Here is a 13,886-nt window from a genome sequence, read left to right on the forward strand (position 1 = left end):
CAATGAAGGATCCGCATCCAGTCTTGGCTTCGGGGCCTGTTCGGGCCGGATATTCCGGCCCTGGAAGGTCGACCTCTCTCCTCGATTGCGACCCCAAGCGGATCCCGCAACAAATACGGGAGTTCATCATGCGCAAACTGTTCGCTTCCGCCTTGACTGCTGGCGCGCTGGCCCTGGCATCACCGGCGATCGCCGAGACCTGGGACATGCCGACGCCTTACCCGGACAGCAACTTCCAGACCAAGAACGTCCATTGGTTCGTGGACCGGGTGAAGGAACTCTCCGGCGGCAAGCTGACCATCAACGTCCACAGTGCCGCGTCGCTGTTCAAGATGCCCGAGATCAAGCGCGCGGTCCGCTCGCAGCAGGCGCCGATCGGCGAAGTGCTGATGAGCGTGCACGGCAACGAGAACCCGATCTGGGAAGTTGACGGCATTCCGTTCCTGGCGGCCGGCTACGACAACGCCTGGAAGCTCTGGCAGGCGCAGAAGCCGTTCGTGAAGGAGCTGCTGGCCAGCGAGGGCATGATGCCGCTGTACGCGGTCGCCTGGCCGGGCCAGGGCCTGTACGTGCAGCAGGAGATCGAGAGCCTGGACGCCATGCAGGGCGTCAAGTTCCGCGCCTACAACGCCGCCACCTCCCGGATGGCCGAGCTCATGGGCTCGATCCCGACGACCGTCCAGTACGCCGAGGTGCCGCAGGCGTTCTCGACCGGGCTGGTGTCCGCCATGCTGACCTCCGGGGCAACGGGCGTCGACGTGAAGGCCTGGGACTTCCTGAAGGTCTACTACGACACCAAGGCGATGCACCCCAAGAACATGGTGTTCGTCAACCAGGCGGCGTTCGACGCGCTGCCGGCGGACGTCCAGAAGGCGGTGCTCCAGGCCGCCGACGAGGCCGAGAAGCGCGGCTGGAAGGAATCCGAGAAGGTCGCCTCCGACACCGTGAAGACCATGGCCGACAACGGCATCAAGGTGCCGGAAGCGGGTGCCAAGCTGGTCGACGGTCTCAAGGGCGTCGGCGACACCATGACCAAGGAGTGGCTGGAGAAGGCCGGCGACAAGGGCCAGCAGATGGTGGACGCCTACCGTAAAATGTAGGACTGCGCCGTCGCGTGGAGCCGCCGGACCGCCAATGGTCCGGCGGCTTCCCATTTCGCCCGGAATCCAGCGAAGGAACGCCCACCGTCATGCTCCGTCGCACCCTAGACGCGCTGTATCTCGCCTGCGCCGCCCTGGCGGCGGTTCTGCTCGCCGGCATCGGCGCCCTCATTCTGGCGCAGATCGTCGGCCGGTTCTTCGGCATCCTCGTGCCGTCCGCGAACGAGATCTCCGGCTTCTTCCTCGCCACCTCGACCTTCCTGGCGCTGGCCTACAGCTTCCGCGCCGGAACCCATATCCGGGTCACCCTGCTGCTCTCGCGGCTGCCGCTGGGCCTGCAGCGCGTCGCCGATGCAGTGGTCGTGGCGGTAGCGGCGGTCCTGTCCGGCTACTTCACCTGGTACACCTATCGCCTGACTGCCGAGAGCTGGCGCTACGGCGACCTGTCCGACGGCCTGATCGGCGTGCCGCTCTGGATTCCCCAGGCCTGCATGTGCCTCGGGCTGGTCATGCTGACCATCGCCGCCCTCGACGAACTGGTGGCCATCCTGCGCGGAAAGACGCCGAGCTTCGAGAGCTCGGACGGCGCCGTACACGAATAATCGGGGACCTGCCGCGTGGACATTGCAACCGCATCACTGATTCTCGCCGGCGCCCTGCTGGTCCTGCTCGCGACCGGGCTGTGGGTGGCGATCGCCCTGTTCATCGTCGGGCTGATCGCCATGGGGATGTTCACCAGCGCGCCGGCGGGCGCGATCATGGCGACCACGGTCTGGGGATCGATCTCGACCTGGACGCTGACCGCCCTGCCGCTGTTCATCTGGATGGGCGAGATCCTGTTCCGGACCCGGCTGTCGGAGGACATGTTCAGCGGGCTCGTCCCCTGGCTGACGCGCATTCCGGGCCGGCTCCTACACGTCAACATCCTCGGCTGCGCGGTGTTCGCCGCGGTCTCCGGCTCCTCGGCGGCGACCGCCATCACGATCGGCAAGATGTCGGTCCCCGAGCTGACCCGCCGCGGCTATGACGAGAAGCAGATCATCGGCTCGCTGGCAGGCTCGGGGACACTCGGCCTGCTGATCCCGCCGTCGATCATCCTGATCGTCTACGGCGTCGCGGCCGAGCAGTCGATCATCCGGCTGTTCATCGCCGGAATCATCCCCGGCCTCCTGCTGGCGGCCCTGTTCATGGGCTACGTGGCGGCCTGGTCGCTGCTGAATCCCGATCGGGTACCGCCGGCCGACCGGCGCTACACGCTGGGCGAGAAAATCGCGGCGTCGCGCCGGCTGATCCCGGTGATCCTGTTGATCGTCTTCGTGATCGGCTCGATCTATGCCGGATGGGCGACCGCCACCGAGGCCGCCTGCCTCGGCGTCGTCGGCGCCCTCGGCCTGTCGGCCGCGACCGGAACCCTGTCCTGGGCAACCTTCCGGGACAGCGTGATGGCGGCGACCCGCACCAACTGCATGATCTGCTTCATCCTGGCCGGCGCCGCCTTCCTGTCGACCGCGATGGGTTTCACCGGCATCCCGCGCGGGCTCGCCGTGTGGATCCAGGAGCTGGGCCTGTCGCCCTACGCCCTGCTCGCCGCGCTGACCCTGTTCTTCATCCTGCTCGGCTGCTTCCTCGACGGCATCTCGGTCGTGGTGCTGACCGTGGCGGTGATCCTGCCGATGGTCGAGGCCGCCGGCATCGACCTGCTGTGGTTCGGCATCTACGTCGTGCTGGTGGTGGAGATGTCGCAGATCACCCCGCCCGTCGGCTTCAACCTGTTCGTGATCCAGGGCCTGACCGGCCGCGACATCCTGTACATCGCGCGGGCGGCGCTGCCGTTCTTCCTGCTGATGTGCCTGGCGGTGGTGATCCTGGTCGCGTTCCCCGACCTGGTCACATGGCTGCCGGAACTCGCCACGCGGCGGAGTTGAGGCCCCAGCGGTCCGCGGCCAGCGACCGTCACTCGTCCGTCGGCGGGGTGGTGAGCACCAGGAACACCAGATCCTCCAGCCCCGAGTTGTAGATCGCGTGCTCGACCCCGGGCGGGATGAAGATGACGTCGTGGCGGCGCACCACGTAGCGCTCGCCGTCCAGCTCCATCAGGCCCTCGCCCTCGAGCACGTGATAGATCTGCTCCTGCACCTTGTGCTTGTGCGGCTTGACGTAGCCCTTGGGCTGGTAGCTGGAGATCCGGTAGTCGAATCCCCTGGTCCGGTTGTTCTCCGGCGTCACCAGCAGCTTGGAATGGGCGTCGAAATGGTCCGGCATGGTCTGCCAGAGCGTCTCGACGATATTGGCGATGGTGGCGCCGTTGCGTTCCTGCATGGTCGTTCCCTCCTGGGGTCAGCCGTAGAGCACGCGCCGCAGATCATGCGCGGCGCGGAAACCGAGACGCTCGGCCGCGGCCGACAGGTCGTAGAGCGGGGCGTGCGGCTCGACCCGGTACAGCGCCGGGTCGCGCAGGTCGGTCTCGCGCCCGGTCCGCGCCCGCAGCCGCTCCACCGTCGGCTCCGGCGCAAGCGTGGTCGGGCCGCAGACGAAATACGGCCCGAAGCCCGGGTCCGCGGCCTCCAGGGCGCAGCGGTAGGCGACCGCCACGTCGCGCGGGTCGACATAGTGCCACATCGGGCCGCCGCCGGCCGGCTGCCGGCCACCCGCCGCCGGGCCCCTGTAGCCGGTCGGGTCGGCGGCGCGCGCCTTCACCTCGGCCTCGAACTCGGGATACAGCACGTAGACCGGACGCAGCACCACGACCTCCAGCTTGCCGCGATCGGCGAAGCTGCGGGCCATGTCCTCGCACAGCTTCTTGCTCAGCGCGTAGGGGTCGGTCGGCCGCCGCGGATGGGCGGCGTCGACCGGCAGGTAGTCGGGCGGGATCATCGCGCCCTCGAACACCGTGAAGCCGATCACCGAGTCGCTGGAGGTCACGACGACCCGCTTCACCCCGGCCCTCTCGGCGGCCTCCAGCACGTTCCAGGTGCCGACCACGTTGGTCTGGACGATCTCGCGGCCGCTGCCGCTCCACACGTTCGGGCGGGCGGCGATGTGGACGACCGCATCCTGTCCCTCGCAGGCCCGGGCGACCGTATCGGCATCCTCGATGCTGCCCCGGAGATGCGGGATGCCCTCGGCCGGCAGCAGGTCCAGGCCGGACACCCGGCATCGGTCCTTCAGCTCGGCCACCGCATAGCCGCCCAGCAACCCGCCGGCCCCGGTCACCAGAACGTTCTGGAAGCGCATGTGTCTCCTCCGCATATCGGCGCCCGTCGCTTCGTGGGTCCCGGATCGCGCTTCGCTTGTCCGGGATGACGACGGGGGGAGGTGAACCCTTGGCTCGCTCCCCTTGTCGTCATCCCGGCGCGGATCGCCACAGGCGAGACGGATCCGGGACCCACGACGCGACGGGCACCCGTTCGTTGCCCTCATCGTTTCGCAAGACGAAACATCTTGTCAATTTCAGAAACCCATGTTTCGAATTAATCGCACTGAAACCCGCCGCCGGGAGGCGCGACGTGACCGAGGCCGACCGAGACCCCTACCTGATCGGCTCGCTCCGCAAGGGGCTGGAGGTGATCGACTGCTTCGCCCAGCGCGAGAGCTGGAGCCTGACCGAGCTGACCGGCCATCTCGGACTGAACAAGGCCACCGTCTTCCGGATCCTGCACACCCTGCAGGAGTCCGGTTACCTGGCGAAGGACGAAGACACCGGCCGCTACCGGCTCGGCATGCGGTTCTACTCGCTCGGCACCACCGCGGTCCGCCACGAGCAGCTGAAGTGGCAGGCCCTGCCGCCGCTGATGGACCTGGCCGAGAGCACCGGCGAGACCGTCTATGTCGGCATCCTGTACGAGGGCGACGCGGTCTGCGTGCAGATCGTCGACGGCACCGAACTGGTGCGCATGCATTCCTTCGTCGGCAAGCGCAGCCCGGCCCATGCCAGCGCGCTCGGCAAGGTATTGCTCGCCCACATGCCGGACGCCGAGGTCGACGCCTATGCCGCGACCTACGGGCTGAAGCGCCTGACCGACAACACCATCACCGACCCGGCGCGGTTCCGCGAGGAACTGCGGCGGATCCGCGAGCAGGGCTACGCGCTGGACGCCGAGGAGATGGCTCCCGGCCTGCGCTGCATCGGCGCCCCGATCACCGACCACACCGGGCGGCCGTTCGCCACGATCAGCCTCTCGGCCCCGGCCGACCGCATGGCACCGGAGCGCATCGTCGCCCTGGTGCCGCAGATCAAGGCCGCCGCCTTCGACATCTCGCGGATGCTGGGGAGCCCCGGCCTGCACCGGCGGACCCCCGGCTCCGCCGCCTGAACGCCTTACGAGGGAGACCACCCATGACCGAAAAGACCCGCGCGCTGCAGAACGGCGCCGACATCATCGTCGACCAGCTGTGCAAGGAGAACATTCCCTACCTGTTCGGGGTCTGCGGCCACGGCAACGTCGGCTTCCTGGACGGCGCCTACAAGGCCGCCAACCGGATCAAGACGATCTCGGTGCACCACGAGCAGTCGGCCGGCTACATGGCCGACGCCTACTGGAAGGTCCGCCACGAGCCGGCCGCGACCTTCACCTCCTGCGGGCCGGGCTCGGCCAACCTGGTGGTGGCGCTGGCGGCGGCGATGATGGACTCCTCGGCCTTCCTGGCGATCACCGGCAACGTGCCGACCGACCAGTTCAACAGGAACCCGTTCCAGGAGACCGGCCAGTTCTACCAGGGCGACTTCCCCTCGGTGATCCGGCCCTACGTCAAGCGCAGCTACCAGCCGACCCGGGTCGACATGGTGCCGCTGGCGGTCCGCCAGGCCTGCCAGCTGATGCGCAGCGGCCGGCCGGGACCGGTGAACCTGGACGTGCCGCTGAACGTGTTCGTCGAGGAGGACGAGGTCGAGGTCGCGCAGCCGATCCATCACATGAAGCAGCGCTCGCCCGGCGCCCCGGCCGACCTGGCGGCCGCCGTCGAGATGCTGCTGGCGGCCGAGCGGCCGGTGATCATCGCCGGCCAGGGCCTGATGCTGAGCGAGGCGACCGAGGCGCTGACGGCCTTCGCCGAGGTCGCCCGGATCCCGGTGGTGACCAGCCCGAACGGCAAGGGCGCGGTCGACGACCGCCACGAACTGGCGTTCGGCACTATCGGCCGCAACGGCACCTATGCCGGCAACGAGGCCAGCAAGGGCGCCGACGTGATCCTGGCGCTCGGCTTCAGCTTCGACGACCGCGCCACCAGCGCCTGGCTCGAGGGCTACACCCTGGCGATCCCACCGTCGCGGCTGATCCAGATCGATATCGACACCTTCGAGATCGGCAAGAACTATCCGGCCGAGCTCGGCATCGTCGGCGACGCCCGGGCCAGCCTGGAGATCATGGTCGAGCAGGCCAGGGCGCGGCTGACCGGTACCCCGGAGCGCACCGCCGCCTGGCTGAACAAGCTGCAGGGCGACCGGGCGATCTGGAACAAGTACCAGGCCCAGTTCATCGCCTCGGACCAGATGCCGCTGCGCCCGGAGCGGCTGATGCACGCGCTGTCGAAGTCGCTGCCGGACAACGCCATCGTCGCCTCCGACGTCGGCGTGCACCACAACTGGGTGATCCAGATGCTGGAGACCCGGCGGCCGCGCCAGCTGATCCACAGCTGGGGATTCGCCGCCATGGGCTTCGCTACCTCGGGCATCCTCGGCGCCAAGCTGGCGGCCCCGGACCGGCCCTGCGTGGCGGTGGTCGGCGACGGCTCGTTCCTGATGACCCCGCACGCCCTGCTGACCGCCGTCGAGTACGACATCCCGGTGGTCTGGGTGGTCTGGAACAACAACGGCTACTGCTCGATCCGCGACCTGCAGGTCGGGCTGTTCGGCGGCCGCGAGCTGGCGACCGGCTTCATCCACGACGCCAGCCAGGAGCTGTTCAGCGCCGACTTCGCGATGATGGCCAGGTCGATGGGCGTGGAATCGGCCCGGATCGACGAGGCCGGGGCGCTCGAGGACGCGCTCGACCATGCCATCCGGGCCAACAAGCCCTACCTGCTGGAGGTCCCGGTCGACCGTGAGATCCGGCCGGTCGGCACCGGCAGCTGGGAGCTGCCGCCGCTGCCGAATCCCGAGCCGAATTTCCGCAAGGCGCTCGAGGCGGCGGGGTTGAAGGCATGAGCGCCGGGGCGCAACCGGGCTGGCCGGTCGGGATCCACACCTACTCCTACATCTGGACCCTGTCGGCCCGCGACACCCTGGGCCACCTGGCGGACCAGGGCTACCGGCTGGTCGAGCTGCTGGTGAACCGGCCGCATCTGTGGCCGGAGGAGCTGGACGCCGGCGAGCGCCGCGCGGTGGCGAAGCTGCTGTCCGACCGCGGCCTGCGGGTGGAGGTGCTGAACCCGCCGAGCCTGGACCTGAACCTGGTCAGCCCGTCGCCGCAGATGCGGGCGATGACCCGGGCCCACTACCGCGGCGTGATCGAGCTGGCGGCCGACTGGGGCGTGCCCTGGGTGCTGGTGGTGCCGGGCAAGACCCACCCGCTGCTGCCGGCCCCGTCCGAGCTGGTCTGGGGCTGGTTCGAGGAGGCGGTGACCGAGCTCGACCGGCTGGCCGAGGACAGGGGCCTGGGCATCTTGCTCGAGAACATCCCGATGGCGTTCCTGCCGACCGCCGACGGGCTGATGCAGGCGATCGACCGGCTCGGCAACGACCGGCTCGGCATCTGCTACGACGCCGCCAACGCCACCTTCGTCGGCGAGTCGCCGGGCGCCGGCCTGAGGCGGGCCGCCCCGCGGGTGAAGGTGGTGCACCTGTCCGACACCGGGCTGGCCAAGTGGGACCACGCCTGCATCGGCACCGGGGTCGTGAAGTTCGACGAGGTGGCGGCGGCGATGCGCGAGACCGGTCTGCAGGTCCCGACCATGCTGGAGATCATCTCGCCGGACGGCGACCGGGACATCCGCCGCAGCCACGCGGCGATCGCCGGGCTCGGCTGGGAGGCGGTGCCCAACGGAGCCTGACCAGACGGAGCGGCGGGTGGGTCCCGGATGCGCGCCGCCTGCGGCGACCCGCTCCGGAATGACGAGAAAATGGCAAGGCACCCCTCCTTTGTCGTCATTCCGGAGAGGGCGCGCCAGCGCCCGGCTCCGGAACCGACGAAGCGACGGGCGCCATGACGGGAGGAACAACAGGATGACCGATCAGTTCAGCGTCGCCGGCATGAACGCCGTCGTGACCGGGGCCGCCGGCGACATCGGGCGGTGCCTGGTGGCCGGGCTGCTGGAAGGCGGCGCCACGGTGGTCGCGGTCGACCGCGACACGGCGGGTCTCGATGCCGCGAAGGCCGCCTGGGCCAGCGACCGGGTGACCACCGCCGCCTGCGACATCACCGACGAGGCGGCGGTCGACCGGCTGTTCGCCGAGGCGGTGCCGGCGAACCTCGACCTGCTGGTCAACAACGCCGGGGTGCTGATGCGGGCGGCGCCGGAGGACACCGAGTTCGCGCGCTGGCGGGCGCTGATGAGCGTCAACGTCGACGCCGCCTTCCTGTGCGCCCGCGCCGCCGGCCGGCTGATGCGGCCGCGCGGCAGCGGCGCCATCGTCAACATCTCGTCGATCGCCTCGATCAAGGCGCTGGACGGCCGGGTCGCCTACTGCACCTCGAAGGCCGCGATCGCCCACATGACCCGGTCGCTGGCCCTGGAATGGGGGCCGCACGGCATCCGCAGCAACGCCATCGCGCCCGGCTTCATCCGCACCCGCATGAACGCCGACCTCAGGGCGATCCCGGAGAAGGCGGCGGCGATGACCGCGCAGGTGCCGCTGAAGCGCTTCGCCGAGCCGGAGGAACTGGTCGGCCCGCTGCTGTTCCTGGCCTCGCCGGCGGCGCGCTACGTCAACGGCCACATCCTGTTCGTCGACGGCGGCCTGCAGGTCACCTGAGCGACCTCACCCCCGCAGCCAGTCCGGCGAATGCGCCAGCAGGTCGGTGCGCGGCAGCGGGTGGTCGAGCGGCAACGGGTCGACGCGCAGGCGGGTGAGTCGCAGGAAGCAGAACCTCCACACCCCGTCGTCCCGGCGGTATTCCTCCTCGTAGTGGCCGAGGCCGTGGAAGCCGCGCCGGCCGGGCGCCTCCTTCGGGCTGCGGCCGCCGCCCAGCTCCACCAGGTCCATCATCGCCCACACCCCGCGGGCGCGGCCGGGCGCCGTGAACTCGATCTCCGGCATGTGGCAGTGGTGGATGGTGACGGCGTCGGTCAGCCGCGCCGTGATGCCGGCGACGAACTGGTCGGCGTTCGAGCCGGTCGGCGCCGAGCCGAAGCCCTCGAACACCGTGTCGTCGGCGAACAGGGCGCGCAGCCGCTGCCACTGCTTGGTGTCGAGGTAGCGGCAGTAGGCTGCCTTCAGCCGCTTGATCTCCTCGAGCGCCAGCAGGGTCTCCAGGTCGTGCGCGCGCATGCGGTCTCTCCTTGTCAGGTCTCGCGGTGTACGGCTTCCTCGGCCAGCGCGCGGGCGAACCGCTCGGGGCGCTCGGTCAGGTAGAAATGCCCGCCGTCGAACAGCCGGCGGGTCGCCGGCCCGGACGCCAGCCCGGCCCAGCCGTCCATCTGCGCGGTCTGCGGGTCGTCGCGGCCGCCCCAGATCGCGATCGGCAGATCCAGTGGCGGCTCATCTGAATATCGATAGGTCTCGAACACCGCGAAATCGGCCTTCAGCACCGGCAGGAAGATCCGCATCAGCTCCGGCTCGCCGCGGATCACCGCCGGGATGCCGTCGTAGCGCCGGGTCAGCTCGTGCACGAACTCGTCGTCCGGCAGCCTGTGCAGGTCTAGTTCCGGTGCCGGGTAGTTCGGCGGCCGCCGGCCCGACACCACCAGCCGGCGCGGCAGGGCGTGGCCGGCGCGACGCAGCGCCCGGCACAGCTCGAACCCCAGGAACGCCCCCATGCTGTGGCCGAACAGCACCCAGTCGCGGTCCCGCACGGCCGCGGCGACCGCCGGCAGCAGGGCGTCGACCAGCGTGTCCGAGCGCCGGTGCGGCGGCTCCGACAGCCGCTTGCCGTGGCCCGGCAGCTCGACCGCCAGCAGTTCCAGCTCGTCCGGCAGCAGGCCGGCGACCGGACGGAACACGGTCGGCCCCGCGCCGGCATGCGGGATCGCCACGATCCGGGTCGTGGCCGTGGGGTTGGGATGGTAGCTGACGAGCCAGTCGGAGGTCATGGGATGCAACGGGTCGGAGGCACGGCCGGGTTCCGGTTCCCTAGCATCTCCGCGACCCGCCTGTCGCGCCCGGCCCGGCGGTTCCCCGGATGGCGACGTCGGAATCGTGGACCCTCGGCGGCCGCCTGGGGCATTCTGGCGTGCGGCACTTGGAGCCTGCCCGAAGGAGAAGCGGACAATGCCCTGGGGGGCGGTAAGGATCGACGGCCCGCCGGGCCGCGACGTCTACATCAACGGCAACTACGGGGAACCCGCCGGCCAGACCGGCGGTACTTTCGCCGTGCAGTACGGGAGCAATTGCTTCGAGACCGTCGACGCCCTGTTCCGCGTGGACCTCGCGGCCGACGCCGTGGTCAACGATGCGCGGGCGAATGTCGTCGCGGTTCTCGCCCCGGTATTCCCGCCACGCCCGACCCCCCTGACCCCGAACCAGGCGGCCCCGACGGACTGGCTCTGACGGGGATGTCCGGCGGGTCGGGCCTGGCGGAAACGCCAGTGCCGTCTGTCGTGCGCAGCATGGCCGTGCCAGACTGGCCCGGCATCCAGACCAGCCCCGCGGGGACGCCATGAACCAGGTTGGACGCGCGGCCTTCCGGCCGCTCGACCCGGAGATCCGCGAGGACCCCTACCCGACCTACGCCCGGCTGCGGCGCGAGCACCCGGTGGCCTGGGCGACCACGCCGGCCTCGGGTTATCTCGGATTCTGGTTCGTCAGCCGCTACGACGACGTGGTCGCCGGCCTGAAGGACAACCGGTTCGGCCGCGAACTGATGAAGGTGTTCCCGGCCGAGGCGTTCCCGCCGATCCCGGAGGCGCACAGGCCGCTGTACGGCATGATCGCCAACTGGATGCTTTTCAAGGACCCGCCGGACCACGCCCGGCTGCGCCGCATCGCCGCCCCGGTGTTCACGCTGCGGGCGGTCACCGGCATCCGGCCGCGGCTGGAGGCACTGGTCGCGGCGGCGCTCGACCGGCTGCCGGCGAGCGGCGCGGTCGACATCGTCTCCGACTTCTCCTCGCCGCTGTCGATCGACATCGTCTCCGACCTGCTGGGAGTGCCGGAGCGCGATCATCCGCTGATCCGCGGCTGGGTGCGCGAGATCACCCTCGGCCTCGATCTGGTACGCACTCCCGAGCGGATCCTGGCCGCCAGCGCCCGCGCGACCGAGCTGATCGAGTATTTCCGCGGCCTGGTCGCCGCCCACCGGCGCGGCACCGGCGACACCCTGATGGACCTGCTGGTGCAGGCCCGCGCCAACGGCGAGTACCTGGACGACCAGGAGCTGCTGGCCTCGGCGGTCTTCTTCCTGTTCGCCGGCCACGAGGCGTCGTCGCTGCTGATCGGCAACGGCCTGAAGGCGCTGGCAGCGCATCCCGACCAGTACGCCGCCTTCCGCGACCGCCGGGTGCCGGCCAAGGCCCTGGTGTCGGAGCTGATGCGCTACGACAGCCCGCAGCAGATCGCCTTCCGCCACGCGCTGGAAGACGTCGAGTTCCGCGGCACCGCCATCCGCAAGGGCCAGACCATCGGCTTCGGCCTGGGGGCAGCGAACCGCGACCCGGCGACCTTCCCCGACCCCGACCGCCTGGACCTGGCGCGCGACGACAGCCGGCACCTGGCCTTCGGCATCGGCATCCACACCTGCGCCGGCTCCAACCTCGCCAACCTGGAGGCCGAGATCGTGTTCACCGAACTGGCCAAGCGGCTGCCCGAGCTGAAAGTGGTCGGCCACGAGCGCCAGGAGAGCATCCTGGTGCGCGGGCTGACGAAGCTGTTCGTGGCGATGGATTGACGCCGGGGCGGCGGGTGGGTTCCGGCTCAGCCGCGCCGGGGCGGCACGTCTGTCCGGAATGACGATGGGAGGGGCGCGGACACGCCGGTCCCCACCCCAGGACGTCGTTCCGGACGGGACGGACCGCGTGGGCGGGCCGGATCGAGCCGGAACCCACCCACCGCTTCTTCGCCCCCACCCGATTCAGATATTCGCCAGCAGCCGCCCCGCCAGCGCCCCCATATCGATCCCCTCACGCCCCTCCGGCGAACAGCCGATCAGCTGCAGCCGCCCCTCGTCATAGGTCAGCATCACCACGTCGCCGCCGCCGCGGGCCGAGCTCAGCACGACCTGCATGGGATGCCCCGCGCCGATGTCTTCCGGACGGCGATACGTCGGGAAGCCGCTGATCGTCACCGCCGACGGCTCCGGCACGAAGCCGCCGCCCTCGCGCAGCAGGGCGCGCGGCAGGATCAGCAGGGCGTCGCCCGCCTCGCCGGCCTGGATGCGCTCGAAGATCCCGCCGCGCACGCCGCGCGCCGCCTCCCAGAACTCGCCGGCAGGGTTGTCGGCGAACACATGCGAGACCGCGACGCCGGGGCCGTCCGGCAGCGGCGGGCGCACGAAGCGGCTCATGTCGACCGCATGCGCCACCCGTCCGGCGCCGAGCAGGTCGCGCAGCGCCACCGCGACCGCGCCGTTCAGCGAGGCGCCCTCGTCGTCCATCCGAGCCTGCAGGGCCGCGGTGTCGTCCTCCGTCAGCCGCACCACGTCCAGCCGGCTGCGGCCGGGCGGCGGCAGCACCGCCGCCAGCCGGTCGAGGCCGATCGCCTCCCACCGGGCACTCGCCCGGGACAGCCACCACTCGTCGACCAGGTCCAGCGACTCCTCGCCGCCGTAGAGCTTGGCGGGCAGCACCTCCTCGCAGGCCGGGGCCATGTCGCCGGGCCAGGTGCCGGCCAGCAGGTGGTCGGCCAGCCACTGGCCGGTGCGGTAGTCGGCGACCGCGTGGTTGACCGCCAGCACCACGGTCGAGGCGTCGTCCTGCTGCAGTACCGCGGCGTGCCAGGGCGGGTGGCCCTCGGTGCCGACCCGGCGGTCGAGCAGGCGCTCGGTCACCGCCGGCCACTCGCCGCCGGCGATCTCCTCGACCTCGCCCGCAGCATCGGTGACCGCCCAGCGCGGCCGCCGGTGGCGGTCGAGCGCGACCATCGGCACCGTGAAACCCGTACCCACCAGCGCGTCCGGCTCGACCCGGCCGGACGTCCGGGTGACGATCACCGTGTTCATGGGCGCGCCCCAGTCCATCAGCCAGAACTTCGCCTCGTTGGGGCTGAGCAGGCGGTCCATGAGGCTTCAGGCGGCCTTGCGGGCCAGCAGCTCGACCATCTGGCCGACATTCTCCAGCCGGCCCACCTCGGCGGCGTTCAGTTTGACGGCGAACTCCTTCTCGACCGCCAGCACCAGGGTGATGTGCATCAGCGAATCCCACTCGTCGACGTCCTTCGCGGTCATCGTCGGAAACACCGTCAGTTCATCGTCGTCGAACACGTCGCGGAACACCTCGGTCAGCCGCGCCATGATCCCGTCCTGCACCGTCATGCTCCCTCCTTCTGCCGGGTCACTTTTGTCGCGTCGGTTCGCTCGCGTGTCGGAGCGGCGGGTGGCTTCCGGAGCCGGGCGCTCACGCGCCCCCTCCGGAATGACGGCGTATGAGAAATGGTCGTCATCCCGGAGGGACCGCGCCAGCGGGCGGCTCCGGGACCCATGAAGCGACGGGCCTCACGAAGCCCATGAAATTCCGAGACATTCCGAAGCGATCGCATAT

15 protein-coding genes are annotated in these 13,886 nt (G+C 70.2%); 9 read left to right on the plus strand and 6 right to left on the minus strand.

Annotated features, from left to right (window positions below; genetic code table 11):
- The first annotated feature begins 128 nt into the window (after positions 1–128).
- From RIC31_RS15465 to RIC31_RS15475, 3 genes are all read left to right on the plus strand, one after another.
- Positions 129–1,100, plus strand: coding sequence for a TRAP transporter substrate-binding protein (locus RIC31_RS15465; protein WP_350109375.1), 972 nt, complete (start codon positions 129–131; stop codon positions 1,098–1,100).
- An 89-nt stretch (positions 1,101–1,189) separates the two neighbouring features.
- Entirely contained in the window at positions 1,190–1,702 is a 513-nt protein-coding gene (locus RIC31_RS15470; RefSeq protein ID WP_350109378.1) for a TRAP transporter small permease, read from the plus strand.
- 15 nt (positions 1,703–1,717) lie between these two features.
- On the plus strand, positions 1,718–3,025 hold the full coding sequence (locus RIC31_RS15475) for a TRAP transporter large permease (RefSeq protein WP_350109381.1): 1,308 nt from the start codon (positions 1,718–1,720) through the stop codon (positions 3,023–3,025).
- Positions 3,026–3,053: 28 nt separating this feature from the next.
- Here the strand turns inward: RIC31_RS15475 and RIC31_RS15480 are convergent, their stop codons facing one another.
- Together RIC31_RS15480 and RIC31_RS15485 are read right to left on the minus strand one after the other, a co-directional pair.
- Complete coding sequence (locus tag RIC31_RS15480; RefSeq protein ID WP_350109384.1) at positions 3,054–3,419, minus strand: cupin domain-containing protein; 366 nt, start codon at positions 3,417–3,419, stop codon at positions 3,054–3,056.
- An 18-nt stretch (positions 3,420–3,437) separates the two neighbouring features.
- A complete protein-coding gene (locus tag RIC31_RS15485; protein WP_350109387.1) occupies positions 3,438–4,334 on the minus strand; it encodes an NAD-dependent epimerase/dehydratase family protein in 897 nt (298 codons plus the stop codon).
- A 272-nt stretch (positions 4,335–4,606) separates the two neighbouring features.
- Here RIC31_RS15485 and RIC31_RS15490 point away from each other — a divergent pair, with 272 nt between their 5' ends.
- The 4 genes from RIC31_RS15490 to RIC31_RS15505 all read left to right on the plus strand — a co-directional run bounded on the left by RIC31_RS15490 (position 4,607) and on the right by RIC31_RS15505 (position 9,009).
- Entirely contained in the window at positions 4,607–5,413 is an 807-nt protein-coding gene (locus tag RIC31_RS15490) for an IclR family transcriptional regulator (protein WP_350109391.1), read from the plus strand.
- A 23-nt stretch (positions 5,414–5,436) separates the two neighbouring features.
- Entirely contained in the window at positions 5,437–7,242 is a 1,806-nt protein-coding gene (locus tag RIC31_RS15495) for a thiamine pyrophosphate-binding protein (RefSeq protein WP_350109394.1), read from the plus strand.
- On the plus strand, positions 7,239–8,087 hold the full coding sequence (locus RIC31_RS15500) for a sugar phosphate isomerase/epimerase family protein (RefSeq protein ID WP_350109396.1): 849 nt from the start codon (positions 7,239–7,241) through the stop codon (positions 8,085–8,087). The genes RIC31_RS15495 and RIC31_RS15500 overlap by 4 nt, the downstream gene beginning before the upstream one ends.
- A 172-nt stretch (positions 8,088–8,259) precedes the next feature.
- On the plus strand, positions 8,260–9,009 hold the full coding sequence (locus tag RIC31_RS15505) for an SDR family NAD(P)-dependent oxidoreductase (protein WP_350109399.1): 750 nt from the start codon (positions 8,260–8,262) through the stop codon (positions 9,007–9,009).
- A gap of 6 nt (positions 9,010–9,015) precedes the next feature.
- On the opposite strand, the gene RIC31_RS15510 is transcribed toward RIC31_RS15505, so the two are convergent.
- Positions 9,016–9,525 carry a nuclear transport factor 2 family protein gene (locus RIC31_RS15510; RefSeq protein ID WP_350109401.1) on the minus strand — a complete coding sequence of 170 codons (510 nt, stop codon included), beginning with the start codon at positions 9,523–9,525 and terminating at the stop codon, positions 9,016–9,018.
- Between the two features lie 14 nt (positions 9,526–9,539).
- The gene (locus RIC31_RS15515) at positions 9,540–10,286 is read right to left on the minus strand and encodes a thioesterase II family protein (protein WP_350109404.1); all 747 of its coding nucleotides are present in this window, start codon (positions 10,284–10,286) and stop codon (positions 9,540–9,542) included.
- Positions 10,287–10,464: 178 nt separating this feature from the next.
- On the opposite strand from RIC31_RS15515, the gene RIC31_RS15520 reads away from it, so the two are divergent.
- Positions 10,465–10,743: a hypothetical protein gene (locus RIC31_RS15520; protein ID WP_350109406.1), complete on the plus strand. Its 279-nt coding sequence runs from the start codon at positions 10,465–10,467 to the stop codon at positions 10,741–10,743.
- 109 nt (positions 10,744–10,852) lie between these two features.
- Positions 10,853–12,079 carry a cytochrome P450 gene (locus RIC31_RS15525; RefSeq protein ID WP_350109408.1) on the plus strand — a complete coding sequence of 409 codons (1,227 nt, stop codon included), beginning with the start codon at positions 10,853–10,855 and terminating at the stop codon, positions 12,077–12,079.
- A gap of 183 nt (positions 12,080–12,262) precedes the next feature.
- Here the strand turns inward: RIC31_RS15525 and RIC31_RS15530 are convergent, their stop codons facing one another.
- Positions 12,263–13,408: a hypothetical protein gene (locus RIC31_RS15530; RefSeq protein ID WP_350109410.1), complete on the minus strand. Its 1,146-nt coding sequence runs from the start codon at positions 13,406–13,408 to the stop codon at positions 12,263–12,265.
- A 6-nt stretch (positions 13,409–13,414) separates the two neighbouring features.
- The gene (locus tag RIC31_RS15535; protein WP_350109412.1) at positions 13,415–13,660 is read right to left on the minus strand and encodes an acyl carrier protein; all 246 of its coding nucleotides are present in this window, start codon (positions 13,658–13,660) and stop codon (positions 13,415–13,417) included.
- Between the last annotated feature and the right edge of the window lie 226 nt (positions 13,661–13,886).

Origin of the sequence: Thalassobaculum sp. (assembly GCF_040219615.1) — a bacterium.
GTDB lineage: Bacteria > Pseudomonadota > Alphaproteobacteria > Thalassobaculales > Thalassobaculaceae > Thalassobaculum_A.

What these genes read in the sequence shown, in the direction of transcription:
- RIC31_RS15465 (WP_350109375.1), top strand. Translation starts at nt 129, where the DNA reads ATGCGCAAACTGTTCGCTTCCGCCTTGACTGCTGGCGCGCTGGCCCTG.
- RIC31_RS15470 (WP_350109378.1), top strand. Translation starts at nt 1,190, where the DNA reads ATGCTCCGTCGCACCCTAGACGCGCTGTATCTCGCCTGCGCCGCCCTG.
- RIC31_RS15480 (WP_350109384.1), bottom strand. Translation starts at nt 3,419, where the DNA reads ATGCAGGAACGCAACGGCGCCACCATCGCCAATATCGTCGAGACGCTC.
- RIC31_RS15485 (WP_350109387.1), bottom strand. Translation starts at nt 4,334, where the DNA reads ATGCGCTTCCAGAACGTTCTGGTGACCGGGGCCGGCGGGTTGCTGGGC.
- RIC31_RS15495 (WP_350109394.1), top strand. Translation starts at nt 5,437, where the DNA reads ATGACCGAAAAGACCCGCGCGCTGCAGAACGGCGCCGACATCATCGTC.
- RIC31_RS15500 (WP_350109396.1), top strand. Translation starts at nt 7,239, where the DNA reads ATGAGCGCCGGGGCGCAACCGGGCTGGCCGGTCGGGATCCACACCTAC.
- RIC31_RS15505 (WP_350109399.1), top strand. Translation starts at nt 8,260, where the DNA reads ATGACCGATCAGTTCAGCGTCGCCGGCATGAACGCCGTCGTGACCGGG.
- RIC31_RS15510 (WP_350109401.1), bottom strand. Translation starts at nt 9,525, where the DNA reads ATGCGCGCGCACGACCTGGAGACCCTGCTGGCGCTCGAGGAGATCAAG.
- RIC31_RS15515 (WP_350109404.1), bottom strand. Translation starts at nt 10,286, where the DNA reads ATGACCTCCGACTGGCTCGTCAGCTACCATCCCAACCCCACGGCCACG.
- RIC31_RS15520 (WP_350109406.1), top strand. Translation starts at nt 10,465, where the DNA reads ATGCCCTGGGGGGCGGTAAGGATCGACGGCCCGCCGGGCCGCGACGTC.
- RIC31_RS15525 (WP_350109408.1), top strand. Translation starts at nt 10,853, where the DNA reads ATGAACCAGGTTGGACGCGCGGCCTTCCGGCCGCTCGACCCGGAGATC.
- RIC31_RS15530 (WP_350109410.1), bottom strand. Translation starts at nt 13,408, where the DNA reads ATGGACCGCCTGCTCAGCCCCAACGAGGCGAAGTTCTGGCTGATGGAC.
- RIC31_RS15535 (WP_350109412.1), bottom strand. Translation starts at nt 13,660, where the DNA reads ATGACGGTGCAGGACGGGATCATGGCGCGGCTGACCGAGGTGTTCCGC.